This window comes from Paenibacillus sp. J22R232 (assembly GCF_056269165.1).
The window spans coordinates 97,053-120,644 of sequence record NZ_JBWDNK010000015.1 but is presented as its reverse complement, the minus strand read 5'-3'; the positions used below and the strand labels follow the sequence as shown (position 1 = coordinate 120,644).

The window sequence follows — 23,592 nt, the reverse complement described above, 5'->3', positions numbered from 1 at the left end:
ATCATGAATGAAGCCATTCAAGCCGCGCTGCCGTTATTCCCGGACAAGCTTTACTGTTCCTGTTCTTTGCGTTTGTATCGTATGAGATTATGTTGTGAAGTATTGTTGCTTATTATATGCGCATAGAAATAGTCTGTCAATTCCATTTCCAAATCTTTTTTATTCAGCCTTGTCCACTGACCAGCTCTCCAGCGAAAAGCCTGGATCGCCTTTCATATCGAGATCCGTGAATTGCGACCGTTTAAGCTTTAGATAGGCTGCCGCGCCGATCATTGCAGCATTATCGGTGCACAACGCATGCGAAGGAACAAGAAGCGGTACTTTTTCGGCATCGCATTTCGCTGTCAAAGCCTTGCGAAGGCCGCGGTTAGCCGCAACGCCTCCGCAGAGGAGCAGCTGCTTCGCTCCGTAATGGCGGACAGCACGCAGCGCCTTAGTGACAAGCACCTCGGTTACCGACTCCTGGAAGCCCCGCGCTAGCGCAGCCTCATCAAGCACCAAACCCTTCATTCTGTGCTGGTTAATTACGGCCAGCACAGCCGACTTCAACCCGCTGAAGCTGAAATCATAGCTGTCTGCCTCCAGCCATGCTCGCGGCAAAACGATCGTATTCCCTGCTTCGATCGCAAGCTTGTCGATATGCGGTCCGCCTGGATAGGGCAAGCGAAGCGCGCGCGCCACTTTGTCATAGGCCTCGCCGACCGCGTCGTCCCGCGTGCGTCCTACGACTTGGAACTTTCCTTCGCTCTCCATCCATACAAGCTCCGTATGTCCTCCGGAAACGACAAGCGCCATGCAGGGATACACAATGTCATGCTCAAGCTCGTTCGCATAGATATGTCCAGCAATATGATGCGTGCCGATGAGCGGAATATCGAGCGCCATCGATAAGCTTTTGGCCGCAACGATACCTACCAGCAAAGCGCCAACAAGGCCGGGACCTTGCGTTACGGCGATAGCAGTCATATCTCTCAATGAGAGACCGGATTCCTTAACCGCCTGCTCGATAATAAGCGTAATGGACTCCACATGCTTGCGTGAGGCAATCTCGGGAACGACTCCCCCGTAGCGCTCGTGGATTTCGATCTGACTGGATACCACATTGGACAAAATATGCTTTCCGCCGCGGACGACCGCTGCCGACGTCTCATCGCAGCTAGTCTCGATTGCTAGAATAATATCGTTCATTGGCTGAATGCCATCTGCCTTGTTCAACTGACCCACAATCATTGCTCCCCTGCTTTCAACCGCTCTTGGTCGAGCTCCGCCCACATAATTAGCGCATCCTCGTTATTGTCTGAATAATAGCGCGGACGAATGCCAGCCGGCTCAAAGCCGTATTTTCGGTATAGCTGCTGCGCGACTTCGTTGGACGGTCGGACCTCCAGCGTCATTTTGGCCGCACCGAAAAATACCGCCGTCCGCTGCAGCTCCGAAAGGAGGCAGCTGCCGAGACCTTGCCCGCGGAAATCCGCTCTTACTGCGATATTCGTAACATGCGCTTCGTCCATAATGATCCACATGCCGCCGTAGCCGATGATTTGGCCTTCGTATTCCATAATCATATAACGGGCGAATAAGTTGTTTATTAGCTCATTTGTAAACGCCTCTGCCGTCCAAGGGCTCGTAAAGGCTTCGTGCTCGATATCGACGATTGCGGGAATGTCCGCCATAGTCATCGCGCGATAAATGAGCTCGTTCACATCTACTTTCATTGCTTCGTTCCACCCTCCTGCTTCGCTTTCCAGACGACCTCCGCCTCGGTAAGCTGGGTATAGTTAGGAATAAAGGTATGGGGATTCTCCGTTAATCCGGCATCCAGCCTTATACGTCCTAGCTTAGCAATCCATTGCCCCTCTTGGATGAAAGGCTGCAGCTTGACTGATACGCCTGCCGCTTCGCCAATCTGCTGCAAACGTGCAGCCTCCTGCTCGTGAAGAGACAGATCGCCAATGAGAGAGAGGCTTCGAACCTTGCCCTTCTGCTCTTGCAATCGCTGCTCCAGCTTATCCACAAAATCCTTCATAAGCCTAACGCCGTCATCGAGCCAGCGGCTCCACTGCGATTGTCCGTTCATCGAGAAGCCGGATGAGTAGACCTGCCCGCGGCGCGCATCCATAATCGGAAGCACCCAGTGCTCTTCCTCTGCATGCATAGGAATCCCTGAACGAAGTTCCGTAGGTTGATGCCATGCGCCAAAAGCCAGCGCCTCCAGGCTGGATACACCGACTAAAGGCTTATTCCAGACCCAAGCAAGCGTCTTCGCTACCGAGACTGCGATTCGCATTCCCGTATAAGAGCCAGGCCCATTCCCAACGGCTATCGCTTCAATGTCAGCTTCGTTCATATCGCATGCACGCAGCATTTCCTTTATATGCGTAACAACATGCACCGAATGGTTGCGTTCGGCTAATGTCTGTATTTCTGCAAGTACCTCTTCGCCCTTCACGACAGCTGCTGCCATAGAAGCCGTTGATGTATCGAGTGCCAATATTATTCCCTTATGGCGCATCTGTTCTGTTGTCATCTGCCTGCTCCCATCTCATTTACGGCTCGGCACCAGCTCGCATACCCTTCACCAATTCCGGTTACCTGTATGCGGCGAGCCTCATCGCCAAGGTGCTCGATATAGAGCTCCAGCCGCTCGGCCGGAAGCAGCTCTTGAATCAAGCTTGCCCATTCCACGATCGTAACCCCGTCGCCAAAAAAATAGTCGTCCAGTCCAAGCTCATCCGCTTCATCCTGCGAAAGCCTGTATACATCCATATGATAAAAGGGAAGCCGTTCCCCCTCGTATTCCTTAATGATGGTAAAGGTCGGGCTATTCACGATGCCCTTTACACCGATGGCTTTCGCAAAGGCTTGCGAAAACCGCGTTTTACCAGCGCCTAAATCCCCGTCTAACGCGAGGATTACACCTGGCTTAGCCCGAGCTGCCAGCAGCTCGGCTAAAGCAATCGTATCCTGCTCCGTATGTGCCATCCAAATGGCCTTGCTTATCTGCTGCTCCATGATTCATTCACCCGTTCATGACTAGAAATGATTGTAACCGCGTTTCTTAAGCTCTGTTCTTTTGCACGAACGAGTTGCTGGCCCGCGCTTATCCCCATGCGACCGCTCCTCGCTTGCGAGCACCACGCCAGGCTCGCCTTCTTCGGTTTCCCCGATAATAAAAAAGGGAAGGCCCTCCTCATGAAAGGCAGCACGCATGTTGTCCGCATCCTGGCTATCCACCGTGCCGAGAAGCACGTAATCCTCGCCGCCATAAAGCATCCATTCAAGCGGATCGATGCCGACTTTAGCAGCATAAGCTGCCAGGCTGCCGCTTATCGGAAGCTGCGCTTCGTTCAGAACGATTCGCAGCTTTGACGCCTCGGCGATTTCCCAAGCTTCGCTTGCAAGACCATCGCTGACATCGTTAAGCGACCGGCAGCTTCCGCGCTCTTGCAGCAGCCTCCCAGCGCGCACCGAGGGGTTAGGCCGTTGATGCGCCTGCACCAGAAGTTCTTCCCCTGACCCGCTGAATCCGGCTGGGGAAAGCGTCTCACCCGCCCGCTGTTCCTGCGCCAGCAGCGCATGCAGTCCCGCCGCCGACTTCCCGACGGCGCCGGTCACAAACACCGCATCGCCCGGCTGCGCGCCCGAGCGAAGCAGCTCACGCCCCGCCTCCACGGTTCCCGTCACCGTAACGGCGACAACCAACTGCCCAGGCGACGACGTCGTATCGCCGCCTACAATCGCAACCCCGTAGCGCTCGGCGCACTCGTACAGCCCATCGTACAGCCTTCGCATCCGCTCAGGCGTATACGCGGGCGGGACGCTGACCGAGACGAGCGCATGCAAAGGCACGCCTCCCATCGCGGCAATGTCGCTGATGTTCGCGGCAAGCGCCTTGTAGCCGACATCCTCGTCCCGCATCGTCGACTGCTTAAAATGGACGGTCTCCACCATCGTGTCGACCGCCAGCAGCAGACGCTTCGGCGAGGCTACGCCATCCTCCGCCAAAGCGGGATCGACGACGGCGGCATCGTCGCCAATGCCCGTCGCAACGCCGCGCCGCTGCTGCCAGTCCTGCCCTTGCCTCTCCGCCGTCCAATGACGTATACTCGCAAACTCATCCACAGCGCCGCACTCCTTCATTCCAATGCAATAGGCAGAAGCCACCCTGCTTCATGATCTGCGTGCATCGACTATTATCATCATTAGTGAATATCGCGTTTCTTAAACCGTCCGCCCTTCACATCGTGAATATTGCCGACGGCGAGAAACGCCACGGGATCAAGCTCATGCACAATGGATTTCATTTTGGCTTCCTCCAGCCGCGTTATCACGCAGAAGATTACGCGTTTGCTGCCGCCGGTAAAGCCGCCTTCCCCATGCAAATAAGTAACGCCGCGTCCAAGCCGGCTCATAATCGCTGCTCCGATTTCCTTTGCTTCCTCGCTGATTATCCATACTGCCTTGGATTCATCGAAGCCTTCGATCGTCACATCAATCAGTCTGAACGCAATGTAATACGCGATGAGCGAATACATCGCCCGATCCCATCCGAAGACGAAACCCGCGCTGCCAAGAATAAACAAATTGAAAAACATAACCGTCTCGCCAACCGAGAAAGGCAACCGTTTGTTAAACAGAATCGCTACGATCTCAGTCCCGTCAAGCGAGCCTCCGAATCGAATAACCATGCCGACCCCGATGCCTAATATGACGCCGCCAAATATCGCTGCCAAAAACGGCTCTACCGTCAGCGGCGGTACCGGATGAAGCAGAAACGTACCCAGCGACATGACCGATACGCCGTACAATGTCGAAAGCGCGAAGGTTTTGCCGATTTGCTTATATCCTAGAAACAAAAAAGGCAGATTCAATATGAAAAGAAAAAGTCCGAGCGGAAGCGATGACAAATGGGACGCCATTATCGATATCCCAACGATGCCGCCGTCAATAATATGGTTAGGCACTAGAAAAATCTCCAGCCCAACCGATACCAGCGCTGCGCCTAGCGTAATAAACAACACCCTTTTAAACAGTTCGAGCTTCGAAAGCCTATGGTGCTGTAATGAACCCATACGTGAACTCACATCCCCTGCTAGCTCTTTTTCTCATTATTTTACCTTAAACGCTATCAGATATAAAGCAACTCTACTATTATTGCAAAAAGAAACCTCCCATCCCGGCAGTCAGTGGCTGCCGGGATAGAAGGCTTCTCTCTCATTCGCATTAGCCGATAACCGAGAACGCCTCAACGCCCGCAGGTATCGATTTCGTCCGATAAACTCTACCGAAGCTGTCATAAACCTGGATGGTATAATTAACGGTGGTCAATGTCGAAATCGCGCTAAAAAACACGACTCCGAACCGGTCGAAAAAGGCCGTCTGAACGAGCGTATTGCCTCTGAATAACGCTGCATTGAAGCCGGTTGTATTAAAGGGAACGCCTCTGTTGTCTACCCATAGCACCGTCAGACGGTTAAAGGTCGGCCCGCTTTGCTGGCTGCCCGGCGACGTTTTTTTGAGCAAAATCTTATTGACATTTTTCGGATTGAACAAAGGGGGTTTTGCACGGTTTTCCATACTATCACTCCTTCCCGCATTTATATTAGAATATGCGAGATTGGAAGTTTCGGTATGGTCATCCCCCTATGTCCTCTGCCTAAATCGATAGGTTCATAAACTTATAGTTCCTTGACGATTGTGATATAGAGCTCGTCCTTCAGCTCCAGCTCATATGGCGTAGCCGGCATCGTTCCGTTCGCCTCCATGATGATGCGTACGCGCGGGCGGTGAACCGCCAGCTCATTGTTTTCCGTTACGACGCCGACTTGCCCCGTACTAAGCAGAAGCGAGGTCGCAACCGGATAAATCGATATATGCCTGCAAAACAGCTTGATAAGGTCCAAATCAAAAAACGTGCCTCCAGCGGCGAACAAAAACTCGATCGCTTCGCTCGCCGTGTACCTCTTCCGATATGGCCGAGGCGAGGTTAAAGCATCAAACGTATCCGCTAGGCCTACGATTTGTCCGAAAATATGGATATCGTTTTCCTTTAATCCACGCGGATATCCCGAGCCGTTGTAGCGTTCATGATGCTGAAGCGCGCAATGGGCGGAGACGATCGATATATCATGGTATTTCCGCAATATATCAAAGCCGTCCTTCGCATGCGCCTCCACGACCTTATGCTCTTCCGGGGTAAAGGCTCTCGTTTGATTCAGCAGCTTGGCCGGCACTTTTGTCATGCCGATATCAAACAAAAGAGCGCCGATCCCAAGCTCTTCAAGCTGATTGCGGTTAAATCCCTTGGCTATGCCCATAATGCCTGCGAGCACCGCTACGTTAAAGGAATGCTGAAACAAATAACCGTCCATTGCATGGATACTTGATAAATTCACAAGCATATTGGGCCTCGTTGCCAGGTCCTGCATAATCTGCCCGAAGACCGCTCGGAAATTCCGCCCCATGTCGGGCGCAATGGTTCGTCCCTTCGATACGGTCTGGTCTTTGAAGGAGTTCATCGTCTTATAAATGGTGTCGACTGCCTGCTTGCGCGTTTCTTCGCGGATCGCATCCTCGGGGATAATATCCGCTGTCATTCCATCCTCTATGAACAGAAAGTCAATGCCTAAGTTACTTAATCGATCAATATAACGATCGTTCAGCTCCACCCCTTCTCCCAGAAGAACGTTTCCGTTTTCCTGAAATATGGGCTTTGCCACCTTGTCTCCCGGCTTGACCATTCCAATTTGCACTTTTCTCATTAGATTAGTTCCCGCCTTCGATAGTTTAGCGCTTGTAACCGGATAGCATCTATTTTAGCAGAACTAGCTTCGACTGACTATGCCGATCCCATTGAAAAAAAGCCTGAACAAATTGTTCAGGCCCCTAGGCTAATTTCCGTTTCACGATTCGGTTGCGTCCGTTATATTTCGCTTCATATAGGGCTGCATCCGCCTGGGCGAGCAGCTCCCGCAGGAAAGCTTTCGGATCGGCTAGGTCAGCCGGCTCGAAATGCTCGATCGATATGACGCCCATGCTAATCGTAACCGATACCGGCGGCTCGCCGATTCCCGTGCTTATTTTGTTCTGCTCGACGGATTCCATAAGCAGCTCTGCAATGATATCTGCTTGCTCACGATTCGTATGCGGCAAATAAACGGTAAACTCCTCGCCGCCGTAGCGAGCCAATATATCAGTGAACCGAAGCGAGCCGCGAACGGCATCGACGGTACCGCAAAGCACTTCATCGCCTACCAAATGACCGTACTTATCGTTGATGGATTTGAAATGATCAAGATCGAACAGGAAAATAGAAAAAGGAATGCCATAACGGATGTTCGCTACCACCTCTTGCTCCAGCTGATGGAGCAGATATCGCCGGTTGAAGCAGCCTGTCAAGCCGTCGGTAATCGCCATTTGCTCCAGCTTCTTATTCGCTTGGAACAGCTCGTCCTGCATAATAAGCAAATCCCGGTTGCGATCATGAAGCTGCTCATTCTGGCTGTTCGTTTCCTCTACCAGCAAACGAAGCTCTGTCACGTCCTGGAAGGTCAGCACCCTTCCGACTGGCATTTTTTTATGATTGAGGATCGGTGCGGACTGAACGATAATATGGCGGTACTTATCATAGGTAATCGCGATTTCGATTTCCAGCCTATCCAATGGCCGTTTTCGCTGCTCTTCGAAAAACGCCATGAATTCCCGGGACACATCTCCCTTGAATTGCGGGCCTAGAATAGCGGGGTTGAATTTATCTCCGATTCTCAGCCGAAAAATCGGCTTAATGACCTTGTTCAGCTCGATAATGATATCGTATTCATCCAATACGATAATACCCATCGACATCGTATTCATGACATCTCTTTGAACCGTTTGGATGATATCAAGCACCTTATGCCTTCCGATGGCATGTACCAGATAAATGGCCGCGAACGCCATTCCTACCGAAATGAGCGGTATATACCGATTGATTTCTTCAATAAGGATGATATTCACGATTAAATCAGCAAAGGCGAAAGCAACCAATACGATCATGCCGTTAAAGGCTGTCTTGATTACCGTACGCTGCCGATCTGAGTTTTCTCCCCGAAGCTTATAGAACATCACGATAAACGAGACCGATACGTAAAGAATCAGCTGCACGATCATAATCCAATATAAGGGACCATGCTGGAGCTGCTTGAGCGGACTAAGCTTTTCGTTAATGCTTAGAAACATGCCGTTCGGGTTTGCGACAACCGCGGCGACCGATATAAGCGCGGGAATCGCCAAAACGAACAACCGGCTCTTTCGTATCACATACGATTGGCCGGTCAGAAAGAGAATAAAGGCAAACCATCCGAGACCAAGCAGAGAGAGCCCTACGTAAGAAGCGGATAGATAAAATAGCTTAAAGCTGGCCGAATCCACCGTTTGCGCGGCAAATTGCGAGAAGGTCCAACTCATAAAGACGACGTGCAGAAAAAGGTATATGCGATGCAGTACCGTGACGGTGCTTGTGGCAAACACGTAGAAAAACAAGCCGAGCAGCACTAGAAACATACTAAAGTCTAGCCAGATCATCCATTCCATTACGGTTCACCCATTCATTAGATAGCCATCTTCTTCCATTGTATCAAATGTTAATTCAAGCGACAATTGCTTAATATCAAAAATCTCAAAGTTTAACGATCGAATTTCATGCCTTATTCGGAAGTAGAATCCGGCCATCGCCCTTCAAGCATTTGCTCGAGAGAAGGAGAAATGCTCAGAAATTGGCGGAATTGCTTATATTGCTCCCATTTCTTCAACGAAGGCTTCTGCTCGTCGGACCTCACTGCCCGAATGAGCAGGTTTTTGGGCGTATGCTCCGGATCTACAAACTCCAGCATTTGAACCTTGTAGCCAAGCACCTCCAGCAGGGTTCCGCGGGCAGCGTCGGTAGCAAGCGCCGAGAAGCGCTCTTTCAACAAACCTTGAGAAAGGATCGGTGCGAGCACGTCATTGCTTACCTGCTTGAACAGCTCGTGCTGGCAACATGGAACCGACATAATAACCGAAGCGCCCCAATTGACCGCCTTCGCCAGCGCCGCATCTGTCGCCGTATCGCAGGCATGCAGCGTAACCACCATATCCGCTTCGTGGAGCTCCTCATAATCAGCGATATCGCCGACTAGAAATTTCAGCTTGTCATAGCCAAGCTTCTCAGAAAGCTCGGAGCAGAATGCGATCACATCCGCCTTCAGATCCAGACCGATAATGCGTATGTTGCGCTGCTGTTCGATTGCAAGCAGATGATAAAGCGCAAACGTCAAATAAGACTTCCCGCAGCCAAAGTCGACAATCGTCAGCTCTTTGTCCTTTGGCAAATACGCAAGCACATCCGTCACCATTTCTAGAAAGCGGTTGATTTGCTTGTATTTGTCCTGCTTTTTGGCGTGGACCAGCCCTTCCGGCGTCATGATGCCGAGCTCAACTAGAAACGGAGCCGCCTTGCCCTCGGCAAGCACGCGCTGCTTCTGCCTGTTATGCTGCTGGACGCTTTTTTGAGCATCTCCGGTTGGAGGCTTCTTCAGAATCGCAGCTTTGCCTTTCTTGCTAAAGAGCAGCTGAACATCCGCGACTGATGTTTTGATCAGCGCTTGCCTGTAGTGATCCTGCAGCAAAGCGATCATTCGCTCGCCCGCCTCGGACGGTGCAATATTGTCATGCGTCACCTTGTTGGCGAAATGGTATTCGAATTGGTAGAACAGGCCATTTTTCATCTCAATGGGACGAATGATTGTTTTGGGAGCTGCGGTACCGTCCTTGCGTTTTGGCTGGCTTAGCGATGCTTGCAGCAGCTCCTTGCCGCCGATCCAGCCAGCGATGTCTTGCTGCCATTGTTCTGTCATGATGCTGTCTCACTCCTAGTGCCTAATATAGCTAAACGCCGCTTCGCGCTTAGCCGGTTATACGTCATGATGCCCCGTCAATGATTCAAGCCCTAGCATTATTTCCTCACGCGGCAGTCCGCCTGCCTCAAGCGCACCGTCTGTATGCAGCAGCATTCGCCGATAAATGTCCTTTGCCTCCGCCAGTCCCAGCGCGTTATCCTCAAGCAGCTCGTGCATGAGGTTCTCGGCAAAATCGAATCGTCCTTCTTCCATATTCCACTCCAATAGCAGCCGCTTGGATTTCATAGGCAATTCATACGGAAGGAGCTTGTCCTGCAGCTCCTTGATCATCTCGCGGGGCTCGGCAAACGTTGGCTCTGCGCCGGCAAGCGCTAATCTCACAAAGAGGTGAAGGGATTTCAAATAAGCGAAGAAGCTCTCGTCCTCGCGTCCCAGCTCCGCATTGACCTCCGCTTCCTGTTTCATCAACAGGGCGATCGCTTGCAGGTGGTCCGTTTCCAATATCCCGTTCGTTGTCATCATTTTCATTAAATCCTCGTCAGACAAGGATCGAATCAGCTTGCTGCTCAGTCGGAACTTCTTGTCGAGCAGCTCATCGATGAAGAGCAGCGCATCCTCATGCTTGCGCTCGCGCCTAAGATTTAATATTTGGCCTACCGCTTCTGTCATCTGCTCAATCATGCGCATGAAATAGTCGCGTTGAAACATCTGGTTCCCCCTCTCCGTGCCTGCTACTGCTTCGCGCTCACGAAGCTGCGGATCGCCGCGATCAATGCCTTTGGCTGTTCGACCATCCCCATATGGCCGGCACTGTCAAGCTGTACCTTCGTTGTTTGGGCGTTTACCGCTGCATACGCGCTCTCTAGCGGAATCACTTTATCATTTGCGCCAGCTACGAGCAGAACAGGCAGCTCAGACTGCACTATGACGTTCTTGCGGTCTTCCCTGGCCTTCATCCCTTTAGCTGTCGCTACTGCACCACGCAGCGATGTGCCATATCCGATCTTTTTGCCGCGCTCAACCTCGCCTTGCAGCGCTTCTACGTTAGCAGGCGCAAAAAGCTTTGGAATCAAGCCGTCAATGAATGCAGGCACGCCGTTTTGCTCCAATGCCGCAACGGCTTTATCCCGGTTTTCCTTCGCAGCTTCGCCATCCGGTAGCGCTGTCGAATGGATAAGTCCAAAAGCAGACAGCTTCTTGTTGTATTTCTCAGCGAACGCCAAGGTGATATAGCCGCCTAAAGAGTGGCCTAGCAGCACCGCATTATGAACATTTAGCTTAATGAGCAGCTCTGCGACGTCGTCCGCATATTTCTCCATCGTATAGACTTCTTCTTCAGGCGCTGAGCTTCTGCCATGGCCGCGAGCGTCCGGCGCAAGGATACGTACCGATTGCTCCAGCTCCTCTACGATATGCTCCCAATAGGCAGAGCTACCGCAATAGCCGTGCAGCAATACAACAACATCAGTAATGTCGTCGGCCGCGCCTCCGTCATGGGGATGGGAGTCATAATACGCAAGCTCTAAGCCGTTATTAAGCAATACCTTGCGCTGCGCGATTGAATCTATTTCCCAAGCTTCTTCTTTACCCATATTTCTCATACTCCTTTATACAATCGGAATTTTCCATTCATTGATGCCCGCTTTGTCCTGTTCCATTTCCTCATCCTTGATCCATGCTGTCTCAATTGCGTCTACCGCATCGCGTGCCATACGCATGACCTGGTAGAGGGATGTCGTCTGCAGCATCCAATAGGCTTTGGGACCGTTCGCATTAACGACGCCGGCGATGCTGAACTGCCCGATCGGAGGCAGCCTGCGGCCGATTGCTTTGCCCGGCTGAAGCGGGCCTTCCGCTACCAAAAAGCGGCCAATGGAGGACGGCTTGCCCAAACAGGCGTCGATTGCGATGACCGTCGCTTCCTGCGGAACGACTTGCACTGCCCGCTCGACAGCGTGTGCATCGCATGGCGACTGCAAGGTTCCGATCACGTGCTTCCAGCCGCGCTCCTTGAGCATGCTCCCGATGAGCGGCCCCAAGGAATCTCCGGAGGACCGGTCACTGCCGATACATACGAAAACGATGCTGTCGCGATCACTGTGCTTTGCTGCAATGGAAGCAAGAAAGGGTTCTATTTCGAATTTCGTTAGCTGTTCCGTGGCCGTGCACCTGCCCTGTGATCGTATACTTTTCATTTCTGTTTAATTGTATCCAATTTTAAGATACTGTTCAATTTGTAGTCATTGCCGATTGAAACATGATACAATTGCAGCATTGCAAACACGTACGAAGAAACCATATCCTTCGAGACCTTTTCGGCTCGAATACCATTCAGGAGGCACTCCATGACTAATTTAGACCAGCAAACCCAAGAAAACGTCGAGTTTATGATCGATGTCATTAAAACAAAGCTCAAAATGGCTTCCGCTGCCGCTATGCAAGCATCCAACTTCGACCTCGGCAAATATGAAGATATAAGAGATCTGTATGAGGTAGTCGCATCCAAGGAAAAATTCAGCATAAGCGAAGTTGAAGCGTTAGTATCCGAGCTTGGCAAGCTCCGCATCCAATAAGAACATTTTTAAACAATATATTCCAGTATCAGACATTTATTTTCATATTGCGACAAAAGAAGAACCGAGCCTGGCAACTGCGCCTAGCTCGGTTCTTTTCGCCAATCAACTAATTCTGTTCTTCCTCTTCCGCTTCCACGCCTACGATCGACAGCTTAATAGAAACCTCTTTATGCTCGCCTTTAAGGAAATGGGCAATTCGCTCCAGCTTATCCGCAAGCTCCGGGCCGCTCAAGGCCATATTCAGCTGATAGTCAAAGCTGTCTGCTGGCAGCTTGCGCTCTGACAGTGCATTAGAGCCGGACCATCCACGGTCTCCGCCTGCGTTCGCCCGTGCGATCAGCTGCTCCTGAACAGGGTAAAATTTATCTGATTTATTCACAACTCTTTCATAGATGCGCAGCTTCTTCAGCAGCATGTAATATTGCGCAGAGTGTTTGAAATTCCAAGCCTCGCGGATATCCTTAAGCGTATAATCCATCTTCCAGCGTTTAAGCTTCTCTACTTGCTCATCTGTGCTCAGCTGCAAAAAGTCGTCCAGCGGCAGCATTTTTTCGGACATCTTGACCCCTCCGATAAATAGTTTATAGAGTTATAAATATAATAATTCATAATGCTTTGTTTATCATATAAAAAATACCATAAATTTTGTCACTTTACAAATTAATATAATTTCACTTTTCATAAATATACATCCGTTTTATCACATGCAGATCAAAAAAAGAAAACCTCCATACCCTCGCAGCAAGCTCTGGGAATGGAGGTCTAGCTATATTAAGCTTTCTGAAGCCCAATCGACGTTAAGAATCGCTCAAATGCCGCTGTGCCGGCTTGTGTCCGTTTATATACGCCAGCATCCTTCAGCACGTCAAGGAATTTGTCGCCTGTCTCGGATTCGACGATGGCTTTGGCTTGATCAGCCGTGTTTGCCGTACCGAATTGCTCGATAAGCGACAGCAGCCAGCCCGCGTGTTGATGAAGCGGATGCTCCGCTGCTTGGAGCGCCGCCGGATCAGCCGCGGAACCCTCTGTTAAGTAAGCAGCGATTTGTCCCAGCTCATCCTTCAAACGTCCAGGCAGCACCGCTAGACCCATTACTTCGATTAATCCGATATTCTCTTTCTTAATGTGGTGAAGATGCTTATGTGGGTGGAAAATGCCATCCGGATGCTCCTCGCTTGTGCGGTTGTTGCGAAGCACCAGATCGATCTCATATTCTCCGTTGTCCCGCAAGCGGGCGATCGGCGTGATCGTGTTGTGAGGCGTTCGCTTCCCGCCCTCTTCCTCCGTGAATGCAAGCACGTCAGCCGATTCGTCGCTATAAGCTCGCCACTCATCGAGCATCCGGCAGGCGGCGCTGTGCACGTCTGCCTTGGAGGACCCGTTGACCCGCACGACAGACATCGGCCAGTTCACGATACCAAAGCGCACGCCGGGCAGCTTCGGATCAACGAACAGGATATCTGTAGAAGCAGCCTCCATCGGGAACACATGCCTTCCGCCCTGGAAATGGTCATGGCTGAGTATGGACCCGCCAACGATCGGCAAATCAGCGTTGGAGCCTATGAAATAATGCGGGAATAGCTCAACGAAGTCCAGCAGCCGCGCAAAGGATGAATGGGAAATAACCATGGGCTCATGCGCGCCTTTGAAAATGATGCTGTGCTCATTGTAATAAACGTATGGAGAATATTGGAAATACCATTGCTCATTCTGAAGAGTAAGCGGCAATACGCGTAAATTTTGGCGAGCAGGATGATCAGGCCGTCCTGCATAGCCTACATTTTCGATGCAGAGCAGGCACTTCGGATATTTTGCTTGCGGCATCGTTTTGAGCAGCGCGATTTCCTTCGGGTCTTTCTCCGGCTTCGAAAGATTAATCGTAATTTCAAGCTTGCCGAACGCCGTATCATGCAGCCAGTAAAGGTTTTTGCGGATACGGTCCATTCGAATATAGTTGGAATCGATGCTGAGGTTGTAGAACGCGTCCGTAGCCGCCTTCAGCCCTTCCTCCTTCGCCGTGCTCTGGAACGAAGCACTCGCCTCGGATGGACGCGGCAATAGCATGCCCATTATGCGTGCATCCAGAAGATCGCGATAGGTCGTCGTATTGTCAGGAATCAATCCAATCGCAAAGCCATAATCGAGCAGCGGCTCAAGCAGCGGAACCGCGCTGTCCAATTGCTCAACGATGGCTTCTCCTTCGTAAGCTTCAGTGAAGCCGAATAAATCGAGCAGTTGATTTCTTGCTGCATGCGTGTCCAATTGGCCCGCAAGCAGCTTGCGCTGTTCTGCGAATTGCAGCAATCTTTCTATTAGAATCAGCGCATCCTGCGCGGATTGCGCTTGTTGTTGGTTTGACACTTGTTGTTGCCCCTTTCCGTTAAGCCCGTTTCCTACTTGTCGCCATAGCCGTTTGGATTGGCTTCATGCCAGCTCCAAGCGCTCTTAATGATATCCTCCAGCTTGTCGCGTTTCGGATTCCAGCCGAGCTCTTTGCGTGCACGGTCTGACGAAGCAACGAGCGTCGCCGGATCTCCTGCACGGCGAGCTTCGAATACCGCCGGAATTTCTTTCCCCGTAACGGCACGCGCAATCTCAATCACTTCCTTAACGGAGAAGCCCGTTCCATTGCCAAGGTTGTATACCGCGCTGTCCGCGCCGCCGCGCAGGCGATCTACCGCAAGCACATGCGCATCCGCAAGGTCGCTTACATGAATGTAATCGCGGATGCACGTGCCGTCCGCTGTCTCGTAATCCTCACCGAATACGGAGATGTGTGGACGCTGTCCAAGCGCTGCTTGAAGAACGATTGGAATCAAGTGCGTCTCCGGGCTGTGATCCTCCCCGATTTTTCCGCTTTCATGCGCCCCAGCCGCGTTGAAATAACGAAGCGACACGAATTTGATATTATGGGCCACGTCGAACCATTTCATCATTTTTTCCATAGCCAGCTTCGTTTCGCCGTAAGCATTGGTCGGAAGCGTACGGTCATACTCGTCGATCGGCACGTTCTCCGGCTCGCCGTAGGTTGCCGCCGTTGACGAGAAAACGATTTTTCGAACATTGTATTCATTCATTTTCTCCAGCAAGCATAGCGTACCGAATACGTTGTTGTGATAATACTTGCCCGGATCCTTCATGCTTTCGCCTACGAGCGAATTCGCGGCAAAATGAATAACCGCGTCGATTTCGTTTTCTTGGAATACCGTATCCATGAACGCCGCATCGCGAAGGTCGCCCTCATAAAGCTTGCCTCCAAGCAATGCTTTCCGATGCCCCTGCTGCATATTATCGACGATTACGATTTCTTCTCCGCGCTCCTGAAGCGCTGCTACCGCGTGCGAGCCAATATAGCCTGCTCCGCCAGTTACTAAAACGGCCATGATTCATTTCCCCTCTCTATTCGTTTGTGTCTGCCTGGATCTGTTTGTGTCTGCCTGGATCTATTAGACGAGACGTTCTACGCCATTGCCGATCGTACATACATAGAAATCAGCCGTTAAGCCCGTTGCTTCGTTGTATTTGCGGCCCACTTCTTCTTGGAACGCATCGATGCTGTCTTCATGAACAAGGGAAACCGTACAGCCGCCGAAGCCAGCACCCGTCATGCGGGAGCCTAGCACGCCCGGTACCTGTCGCGCCGCCGCAACCATCGCGTCAAGCTCGTCGCCCGTTACTTCATAAAGATCGCGCAACGAGTCATGCGAGCCATTCATCAGCTGGCCGAACTCTGCAAGGTTATTGGCTTTGAGCGCTTTGATCGATTGCAGGACGCGGTCGATTTCTTCTACAACGTGCTGAGCGCGTTTTTGCACCGTTGCATCCTTGATCAAATGTTTGGCGGAATTGAATTGCTCCAGGCTCAATTGGCCAAGCAGCGTAATAGCAGGGAATGCCGCTTGCAAATCGACAACCGCTTGCTCGCACTGGGCACGGCGCTCGTTATAGGCCGAATCAACAAGGCCGCGGCGCTTGTTCGTGTTTCCGATTACGAGCTTGTAATTTCCTGAATCGAAAGGAATCAAGTCATATTCAAGCGTATCGCACATCAATAGGATCGCGTGATCCTTCTTGCCGTTTGCCACGGCGAACTGGTCCATGATGCCGCATTGCACGCCATTGAACTCGTTCTCCGATTTCTGGGAGAGCAGCGCGATTTTCACCTTATCGGTCTCAAGGCCTTCGAGCGTTTGCAGCGCGAATGCCGTAACGACTTCGATGGAAGCAGACGAGGATAGTCCTGCGCCGTTTGGAATTTCCCCATGATAGAGCAGATCGTAGCCGCTGCTGAATTGCACGCCTGTTTGTTGCAGCTCATAGACGATGCCCTTCGGATAGTTCATCCAGTCATCCGCCTCGTCATACGCGATGGAATCGATCGAGAAGCTTTTAGAAGAAGGAAAGTTTGTTGTTGCCAGGCCGAGCTGGTTGTCTGCACGCTTGCGTACAAGCAGCGTCGTTCCGAAGGTCAGCGCCGCCGGAAAAACGTAGCCGCCATTGTAGTCCGTATGCTCGCCGATTAGATTGACACGGCCCGGAGCATGGAATACGGCGATGTCGCCCGCTTCTCCGCCGTATTGCTGTATGAATTGCTGTGTTAGCGCGTCAATGTTTGCCATTTGCTATCACGTTCCTTTTTATCAATTTAGTGTGAGTTGATTGCAACTTCAGTATAAGGGAATGAGGGATGAAACGAAATGGCGCCAAATGCTCATTATATGGATTTATGTGACTTTTCACGTCTTAAGCGGACATGCTATGATTATGTAAAACCTACATTCGGTCACATTCCTAATTCATTATGAAGCAGGTGAAAAGTAAAATGCAGCAGGATATGTATACGGTTGCCTCCAACCCGGTTATCTCCCTCAGCGACGCCTCGCCGCTTAATGTGCTGTTCGCGGGTGAAAGCCAGACGAAACCTCTCCATCGGCTTGGACCGAAGGTTTACGACTTCTATTTGATGCATACCGTCCTAGAAGGAAGAGGCCATTTCATATGCGACGGCATTAGGCATGAGCTGCATGCGGGCCATACCTTTCTAATTGAACCGGAACAGCTGATCAGCTACGAGTCCGACAGCGAATATCCGTGGCGGTATCGCTGGGTCGCTTTTAAAGGATCGCACGCGTCTCACCTCGTTGCCGCTGCTGGCTTCGCGGAAGGGCGCCAGGTAGTGTTTACGCCAGACAAGCGCCGGACGGGAGCGCTGTTTCGCCAGATTTTCGAGACATTCCGGCGAGGCGGCGCCGCAGCGGACATGAAGGCCGCTGGCTACCTGCATCTGCTGATTGCTGAGTACAAGATATTGCTGCATGCTTCAAGCAGCGGCTCGCTGAACAGCGGACAGCCAGAGGGAGACCATTTGCTGCAGCAGGTTGTCCATTATTTATCGACCCAGTACGCGCATCCCGTCTCCATTGCCCATATGTCCGAGTCCCTTGGGTATAACAGAGCATACCTGTCGCGTCTCTTCAAGCAGCGAACCGGGCAATCGCCAGTCTCCTTCCTGCTTAAGCTTCGCATCGACAAAGCCAGGCATATGCTTCGCGAGCGGCCCGAGCTGACCATCGAACAAATTTCGGCTTCGGTAGGCTTGCAGGATGCGCTTTATTTCTCCAAGCAATTCCGCCGTCTTTACGGACAATCCCCTACAGCCTACCGCAATGCCATGAAGAGCCTAACCGATTAATAGTACCGTTTTCCGGCATGCTCTAGTATGGTCTTCCGGCCGCTTCATATTCGTCATTTCGGGTAATACTACCTTAGGGAGTGATGAGCCATGAAGGAACTATATACCGGAAAACTATATTGGCCGGTAACATTAAACGAAACGATGGAATATGAGCCGCTGCGAACGAACAAGAAAACGCAGGTTGCGATCATCGGCGGCGGCATGTCCGGATCGATTTGCGCAGCCGAATTCGTGAAGAGCGGACTAAGCACCGTTATGCTTGAGCGAGGCCAGGTTGCGGGCGGAAGCACTTCCGCCAATACCGGCTTGCTTCAGTTCTGCAATGACATCATGCTCACCGATTTGATCGACCAAATCGGTGAGCATGATGCGCAGCTCTTCTATAGGGCATGCAAGGATGCCGTGGATTCGCTTGAAGAAGCAGCGAGGAGCCTCCCGGTTGACGTAGGCCTTATCAGGAGAAGCAGCCTCTATTATGCTTCAACGGAGCAAGACTTACCCAAGCTAAAGAAAGAATTCGAGGCATTGAGCGCTTGCGGCCTGGATGTTGAGTTCTGGGCGCCTGAACAAATCGAGGCTCACTTCCCCTTCCGCAAATCGGGGGCAATCGTTGCACACGGAGATGCTGAGGTCAATCCTTATCAATTCGTTAACGCGGTTGCAGACGCCGCTGCCCGCGCCGGACTCGAGATTCACGAGAATACCGACGTTGTCGCACATGAGACCCTCCCGAATGGGCATCACCTGCTAAGAACGGCGAGTGGCTATGAGGTAGAGGCCGAGCATGTCGTCTATGCGGTTGGATATGAGCCTGAGGAGCTGCGCGGCAAGCTGATCAAAGCGGAGCTGAACCGTTCCTTCGCGATCGTTACCGGCGTTCAGTCCGATTTCCGGAGCTGGCATGAGCGGTTTCTAGTGTGGGAAACCGCTCGCCCCTACTTATACATGCGCACAACTATCGATGGGCGAGTAGTCGTTGGCGGGCTAGATGAAGAGATCGAGCAGCCGCTGCATAGCGATAAGGAGCGAAAGAAACGTAGCGAGAAGCTGCTTGAACAGCTCCAGGCTCTCTTTCCTCAGCTGCAGGCTCCGATCGAGTTTGAATGGAGCGCCACCTTCGGGGAATCACGTGACAGCCTGCCTTTTATCGGAGTCGACCCATCATGGAGCAATGTGTATTACTGCCTCGGCTATGGCGGCAACGGCACCGTATACAGTATGATTGCAGCCAATTTGCTCCGCTGCTTGATTCGCGGCGAGGAACACCCTTTAGCGGAGATCGTCAAGCTGGATCGTCAATCCTTAACCAAGGTTTAAAGAGCATCATAAGTCCAATAGAAGAAGCCTCATCTATCCGCAAGCACCTTCTTGCGTAATAAATGAGACTTCTTTTTTATTCCTTCTCTTATATCCTTATGCTCCTGCAACGATCAATGAAGCGCTGCATGTCCGGAAAACGGCTTCCGCCGCGCCCAGCCGCGATAAATCCGGCCCGCCATCCTTATCGAGCATCGATTTGGTCTCATCGGTTTCAACCATCACGATGACCGAGCCGCCCTGGAGCGCTTGCTTGCATATTTCCGCTTCTTCATCATCAAGGCCGAGCGCTTGGAGCGCGCTAATATGCTCGTCAGCCCCGAACAGCCAGGCTGCGGCAAAAGCATTGCCTCCTACCGTATACGGAGCAGTGCCGTATCCCGTCATGCCAAGTACCGCATTCGTCCCATTACCCGCGTAGCCGGTTGCCGCAGCCATTCCGAATATGCTGTTGCCTTCATGCTCGGACACGTCTTCAAGCTCTCGAAGCTCGTCAACATGGACGTCGCTGTCAGCCTCGATGCGCCTTGAATGCTCGGAATCCTTGGCAAGCACCTTCAGCTCGCCTTTCGTAAAGCCCGCTTGCTCCAGCTGGTTGATCGCAGTTATGGCTTGTTGTTCCGTAGCAAATACGCCAATTTTCCTTGCCATCGATTATCCCTCCTGATTACAAACCAAATAAAAGTACACTTTATAGTTCAAGCTAACGTTGGTATGCCCTGTTTTGGCGGAATAAGTCGCATTGTGTAGAATGATGGCGCAGAAACATAAAGGATCGCTTGAATCCAATGATCAGGTTGTGCATCGATGCAGTTCGCGGTATGATGAAGCAATAGATATTGGAAAATCGGACAAGCAGGAGGCAAAGCGATGATCCATCGGATGCTTCGCTATCCCGCAGGATGGGAATGGCATGTACTGCAGCAAGCAAGGCAGCAAACCGTCAGGGATGAGCCCTTGCCCAGCAGAAAAAATGCGCATAAATTAGCAGCCTCTTCGCGAGAAGAGCAAAGAGCCGTTAAAGCCTTTACGAAGCAAGAGCAAGACGCGGCAGAGCAGCACATGGATGAACTAAAACTGCAATTTCCAGAATCCGCAGCTTGGGTCGACGAGTGCGCGGGCAGGCGAACAAATAATATATCCGTTGGGGAAACTTCACGCTCAGGCAAGCTGCTTTATGGCACCCTTATGTTCCAAGTAACGGATGACCAAGCAGACGTGCAGCCCTTCCACTTCTGGCTTACCGATAAGAAGCTGCTAACGATGCATGAGGATATGCGCTTACCGCTAAGACTGCAGGCCGTTCAGCATGCTCCGAAGCTCGAGAGCTGCGCGACTGCTCCCGAAGCGATGTTCATTATGCTCAGCATTATACTGGATACGTTCCATGCCGGCTTGGATGGATTCGAGAAACGGCTTGGCGAGCTGGAGACCACGATGCGCCAAGAGAATCGGACAGGTCTCATCGATATCATCTTTGAGCGGCGTTACGATCTGCTGCATTGGAGCCATCTATTCATTCCGGTACGCGAAGTGCACAGCGCTGCCAAGGAAGCGTTCATGGACGACCTGACCGAATCGGACAGCTTCCAAAGAATTACGCACAAGCTAGAGAGGATTGAAGCGCTGCTCAAGCACTATGCGCTGGAGATCGATACATTGATATCCATGGACGATGCCATCTCTAACTTTCGGGGCAACGACATTATGAAGACGCTGACGATCTTTACCGTATTATTCTTGCCAGCCACCATTATAGGGGGCATATGGGGCGTCAACTTCGAGAATCTCCCTTTCAAGGAATACAAATGGAGCTTCGCAGCAATGATCGGAGCCATTGTCATCATTACGTTGTGCATGTACGTTTGGCTGTGGAAGAAAGGCTGGACCGGCGATCTGCTTAATGGACGGTCGCCGAAGGAGATTGTAGCTGCCGAGGACGCACCGATCCAGGTGAAACGGTCCGACCGCAGGAAGGATAGCCGCGTGAAGGCATCGGCTTCCTCTGCTTCCGAGGAGAAGAGTCGGTCGCATAGGAAATAAAGCCGATTATGCCTAGCCGTTGTACCTAGCATATACATGACAAAAACCGTCCGGAGGGAATTTCCTCTGGACGGTTTTTTGTATGTTTAAACTTATAATTTCACCGGAAGTCCCGTGCGCGCGGAATCGTTAGCAGCAATCGTTACACGGTGCGTCAGCATCGCATCAGCATAGGTAGAGCGAATGCGTGAAGGATCTCCCGTCTTGACTGCATGCAGGAATGCATCGTTCTCCAGCCCATACGGATCCTGACGGTTCGCATATTCCGTTTTGCGGCCGGCTTCCGTATCGATCAATCCGCTATGCCCAAGCTCAAGCACGCCTTTATTCGTATAGATGTGCAAGCCCGAACGTTCTCCGGCCGGAATCGCGCATGTATTGCTAATGGTAGCAACTGCGCCTCCGGCTAGCTTTAGGGTAACGGTTCCTACATCCGGTACCGATACACCCTCCTCGACAGTGCTCATATAGCGCTCGCCGTAAGCAGCATAAACCTCGCTTACTTCACCTAACGTATAACGGAGCAGATCGACGATATGAGTGGTTTGCTCGACGAATTGCCCGCCGGAGCCTTCCATTTTACGCCACCAGCTTACCCCAGGCATCGAACCCATCCAATAGCCAAGTGCCATTAAAGCCGTACGCTCGCGAAGCAGCTCTTTGGCACGGTCTGTCCCCTCCATATAACGGAAGTGGTAGCCTGCTGAGGTAATGAGTTTCTTTTCCTCGATGCCCTTAAGGATTTCAGTCGGCAGCTCCTCGTCTACGCCGAGCGGCTTTTCGACGAGAAACGGGATGCCGCGCGCAATGAGCGCTTTCTCAATCTCGCCATGCGCGAATGGGGGCACGCATATATACACCGCGTCGAACTTACGGTCGTCCAACATATGGTGAATGGAAGAATAGCCTTTTGATCCTTCAAAGCGCCTGGCAGCCTCGTCGGCTTTCTGCTGGCTTGTTGCAACAAAACCTGTTACCTTTACGCCGTCTAGCTTGGCCAGCTTCTCTGCATGCATCATGCCGAACCAGCCTGTTCCCACTATACCTATTTGAAGTGTCATCTATGAATCCCCTTTCAGAATCGGCTTTCATCCACGATTATACTTGGAATGGTGTCGTAAAGTCTATGTTTTCCGCTGGTACCCATCTGCCCGCGCCTTCATACAATACAACATCGGAATGGACGTAAGGCGCATGAGCGGAGGGATGGATATGGGAGCAAACTCAAGAACTGCCCAGGCTCCACAGGAGCTCGATCTCAGAACGGCACTGTTTCTAGCTGCCGTTTGCGGTCAAACCTACATGCAGTACAATAATAATGACGGCCTGTTTCTTGTACCAAGAGGCTACAGCTTAGTCGGTGAATTCACGGCAAAAGCGTATGATAACAGCGAAGAACGATTCGGATTCGTTCTAACCTCCGAGAGAGCCTCCGTTCTCGCATTTCGCGGCAGCGGATCCGCCGTAGATTGGGTTTCGGACTTCATCGCTCAACAAACCTCCTATCGGCCCGTTAAAAACAACGGTCTTACGCATAAGGGATTTACAGACATCTATATGTCTGCCCGTACCCGCATTCTCGATTTATTAAAACAGCTTCCTTCGGATAAGCCCTTGTTTATCACCGGCCATAGCTTGGGCGGGGCGCTCGCAACGCTTGCAGCCATGGATATCGCGAGTAATTCCGCGTTTGCGGCGCCGATCATCTATACGTTTGGCGCGCCGAGGGTAGGAGATCCTAAATTCGCAAGCAGCTACAATGCCGCAATTGCGACCCATTGGCGATTTCAAAACGAATTCGACATCGTCCCCCACCTGCCTACGCTCGTCTACCAATCACCCAAAACCAAACAAACCTACTATTATATGCATGTAAAAGGCGAAGTCAAGCGCTCGTTTCGGATGGGGTCCGTCGCTGGGAACCATATTCTTTCGAGCTATTTCGCCGACCTTGTGAATGAGGATCCCGCCTTTGCCGTTTCAATTTGCGCCGATCCTCCCGGCTGGTGCCCGGACATTCAGCTCTAGCTTCCATTGTCTGTCCGCAAAAAAAATAGTGAAGCAAATCTCTGTCTCCATGAAAACA

At 51.6% G+C, this 23,592-nt stretch carries 24 protein-coding genes; 5 read left to right on the top strand and 19 right to left on the bottom strand.

The window, feature by feature from the left end:
* Positions 1 to 159: 159 nt before the first annotated feature.
* The 13 genes from tsaD to yyaC all read right to left on the bottom strand — a co-directional run bounded on the left by tsaD (position 160) and on the right by yyaC (position 12,070).
* On the bottom strand, positions 160 to 1,230 hold the full coding sequence (gene tsaD / locus AC0YN3_RS27930) for a tRNA (adenosine(37)-N6)-threonylcarbamoyltransferase complex transferase subunit TsaD (protein ID WP_475778179.1): 1,071 nt from the start codon (positions 1,228 to 1,230) through the stop codon (positions 160 to 162).
* Complete coding sequence (gene rimI / locus AC0YN3_RS27925) at positions 1,227 to 1,715, bottom strand: ribosomal protein S18-alanine N-acetyltransferase (protein ID WP_475778178.1); 489 nt, start codon at positions 1,713 to 1,715, stop codon at positions 1,227 to 1,229. The genes tsaD and rimI overlap by 4 nt, the downstream gene beginning before the upstream one ends.
* Complete coding sequence (tsaB, locus tag AC0YN3_RS27920; RefSeq protein ID WP_475778177.1) at positions 1,712 to 2,527, bottom strand: tRNA (adenosine(37)-N6)-threonylcarbamoyltransferase complex dimerization subunit type 1 TsaB; 816 nt, start codon at positions 2,525 to 2,527, stop codon at positions 1,712 to 1,714. Before tsaB ends, rimI begins: the two co-directional genes overlap by 4 nt.
* The gene (gene tsaE, locus AC0YN3_RS27915) at positions 2,524 to 3,012 is read right to left on the bottom strand and encodes a tRNA (adenosine(37)-N6)-threonylcarbamoyltransferase complex ATPase subunit type 1 TsaE (protein ID WP_475778176.1); all 489 of its coding nucleotides are present in this window, start codon (positions 3,010 to 3,012) and stop codon (positions 2,524 to 2,526) included. The genes tsaB and tsaE overlap by 4 nt, the downstream gene beginning before the upstream one ends.
* A 21-nt stretch (positions 3,013 to 3,033) precedes the next feature.
* Complete coding sequence (gene thiL / locus AC0YN3_RS27910; protein WP_475778190.1) at positions 3,034 to 4,140, bottom strand: thiamine-phosphate kinase; 1,107 nt, start codon at positions 4,138 to 4,140, stop codon at positions 3,034 to 3,036.
* A gap of 62 nt (positions 4,141 to 4,202) precedes the next feature.
* Positions 4,203 to 5,072: a YitT family protein gene (locus AC0YN3_RS27905; protein WP_475778175.1), complete on the bottom strand. Its 870-nt coding sequence runs from the start codon at positions 5,070 to 5,072 to the stop codon at positions 4,203 to 4,205.
* A gap of 151 nt (positions 5,073 to 5,223) precedes the next feature.
* A complete protein-coding gene (locus tag AC0YN3_RS27900; protein WP_475778174.1) occupies positions 5,224 to 5,577 on the bottom strand; it encodes a hypothetical protein in 354 nt (117 codons plus the stop codon).
* 101 nt (positions 5,578 to 5,678) lie between these two features.
* Complete coding sequence (locus AC0YN3_RS27895; RefSeq protein ID WP_475778173.1) at positions 5,679 to 6,761, bottom strand: HD-GYP domain-containing protein; 1,083 nt, start codon at positions 6,759 to 6,761, stop codon at positions 5,679 to 5,681.
* 124 nt (positions 6,762 to 6,885) lie between these two features.
* Entirely contained in the window at positions 6,886 to 8,571 is a 1,686-nt protein-coding gene (locus AC0YN3_RS27890; protein ID WP_475778172.1) for a histidine kinase N-terminal 7TM domain-containing diguanylate cyclase, read from the bottom strand.
* A gap of 113 nt (positions 8,572 to 8,684) precedes the next feature.
* Positions 8,685 to 9,872, bottom strand: coding sequence for a class I SAM-dependent methyltransferase (locus AC0YN3_RS27885; protein WP_475778171.1), 1,188 nt, complete (start codon positions 9,870 to 9,872; stop codon positions 8,685 to 8,687).
* A 57-nt stretch (positions 9,873 to 9,929) separates the two neighbouring features.
* On the bottom strand, positions 9,930 to 10,583 hold the full coding sequence (locus AC0YN3_RS27880) for a DUF6483 family protein (RefSeq protein ID WP_475778170.1): 654 nt from the start codon (positions 10,581 to 10,583) through the stop codon (positions 9,930 to 9,932).
* A 23-nt stretch (positions 10,584 to 10,606) separates the two neighbouring features.
* Positions 10,607 to 11,467: an alpha/beta fold hydrolase gene (locus AC0YN3_RS27875; protein WP_475778169.1), complete on the bottom strand. Its 861-nt coding sequence runs from the start codon at positions 11,465 to 11,467 to the stop codon at positions 10,607 to 10,609.
* 15 nt (positions 11,468 to 11,482) lie between these two features.
* Entirely contained in the window at positions 11,483 to 12,070 is a 588-nt protein-coding gene (yyaC, locus tag AC0YN3_RS27870; RefSeq protein WP_475778168.1) for a spore protease YyaC, read from the bottom strand.
* 150 nt (positions 12,071 to 12,220) lie between these two features.
* Between yyaC and AC0YN3_RS27865 the strand changes: the two genes are divergently transcribed.
* Positions 12,221 to 12,448, top strand: a complete 228-nt coding sequence (locus tag AC0YN3_RS27865; RefSeq protein ID WP_183562328.1) for a DUF1128 domain-containing protein — start codon at positions 12,221 to 12,223, stop codon at positions 12,446 to 12,448.
* Positions 12,449 to 12,557: 109 nt separating this feature from the next.
* Here the strand turns inward: AC0YN3_RS27865 and AC0YN3_RS27860 are convergent, their stop codons facing one another.
* From AC0YN3_RS27860 to AC0YN3_RS27845, 4 genes are all read right to left on the bottom strand, one after another.
* Positions 12,558 to 13,010, bottom strand: a complete 453-nt coding sequence (locus tag AC0YN3_RS27860; RefSeq protein ID WP_475778167.1) for a hypothetical protein — start codon at positions 13,008 to 13,010, stop codon at positions 12,558 to 12,560.
* Positions 13,011 to 13,222: 212 nt separating this feature from the next.
* On the bottom strand, positions 13,223 to 14,812 hold the full coding sequence (locus AC0YN3_RS27855; protein ID WP_475778166.1) for a UDP-glucose--hexose-1-phosphate uridylyltransferase: 1,590 nt from the start codon (positions 14,810 to 14,812) through the stop codon (positions 13,223 to 13,225).
* A gap of 32 nt (positions 14,813 to 14,844) precedes the next feature.
* Positions 14,845 to 15,834, bottom strand: coding sequence for a UDP-glucose 4-epimerase GalE (gene galE, locus AC0YN3_RS27850; protein ID WP_475778165.1), 990 nt, complete (start codon positions 15,832 to 15,834; stop codon positions 14,845 to 14,847).
* A gap of 63 nt (positions 15,835 to 15,897) precedes the next feature.
* Positions 15,898 to 17,070, bottom strand: coding sequence for a galactokinase (locus tag AC0YN3_RS27845; RefSeq protein WP_475778164.1), 1,173 nt, complete (start codon positions 17,068 to 17,070; stop codon positions 15,898 to 15,900).
* Between the two features lie 203 nt (positions 17,071 to 17,273).
* On the opposite strand from AC0YN3_RS27845, the gene AC0YN3_RS27840 reads away from it, so the two are divergent.
* Together AC0YN3_RS27840 and AC0YN3_RS27835 are read left to right on the top strand one after the other, a co-directional pair.
* A complete protein-coding gene (locus tag AC0YN3_RS27840; protein ID WP_475778163.1) occupies positions 17,274 to 18,143 on the top strand; it encodes a helix-turn-helix domain-containing protein in 870 nt (289 codons plus the stop codon).
* A 90-nt stretch (positions 18,144 to 18,233) separates the two neighbouring features.
* A complete protein-coding gene (locus AC0YN3_RS27835) occupies positions 18,234 to 19,463 on the top strand; it encodes an NAD(P)/FAD-dependent oxidoreductase (RefSeq protein ID WP_475778162.1) in 1,230 nt (409 codons plus the stop codon).
* A 96-nt stretch (positions 19,464 to 19,559) separates the two neighbouring features.
* Here the strand turns inward: AC0YN3_RS27835 and AC0YN3_RS27830 are convergent, their stop codons facing one another.
* Complete coding sequence (locus tag AC0YN3_RS27830) at positions 19,560 to 20,114, bottom strand: general stress protein (RefSeq protein WP_475778161.1); 555 nt, start codon at positions 20,112 to 20,114, stop codon at positions 19,560 to 19,562.
* 219 nt (positions 20,115 to 20,333) lie between these two features.
* Here AC0YN3_RS27830 and AC0YN3_RS27825 point away from each other — a divergent pair, with 219 nt between their 5' ends.
* Entirely contained in the window at positions 20,334 to 21,506 is a 1,173-nt protein-coding gene (locus AC0YN3_RS27825; protein ID WP_475778160.1) for a magnesium transporter CorA family protein, read from the top strand.
* 92 nt (positions 21,507 to 21,598) lie between these two features.
* Here the strand turns inward: AC0YN3_RS27825 and AC0YN3_RS27820 are convergent, their stop codons facing one another.
* The gene (locus tag AC0YN3_RS27820; protein ID WP_475778159.1) at positions 21,599 to 22,567 is read right to left on the bottom strand and encodes a Gfo/Idh/MocA family protein; all 969 of its coding nucleotides are present in this window, start codon (positions 22,565 to 22,567) and stop codon (positions 21,599 to 21,601) included.
* Positions 22,568 to 22,718: 151 nt separating this feature from the next.
* Between AC0YN3_RS27820 and AC0YN3_RS27815 the strand changes: the two genes are divergently transcribed.
* Positions 22,719 to 23,534: a lipase family protein gene (locus AC0YN3_RS27815; RefSeq protein ID WP_475778158.1), complete on the top strand. Its 816-nt coding sequence runs from the start codon at positions 22,719 to 22,721 to the stop codon at positions 23,532 to 23,534.
* Positions 23,535 to 23,592 lie beyond the last annotated feature (58 nt).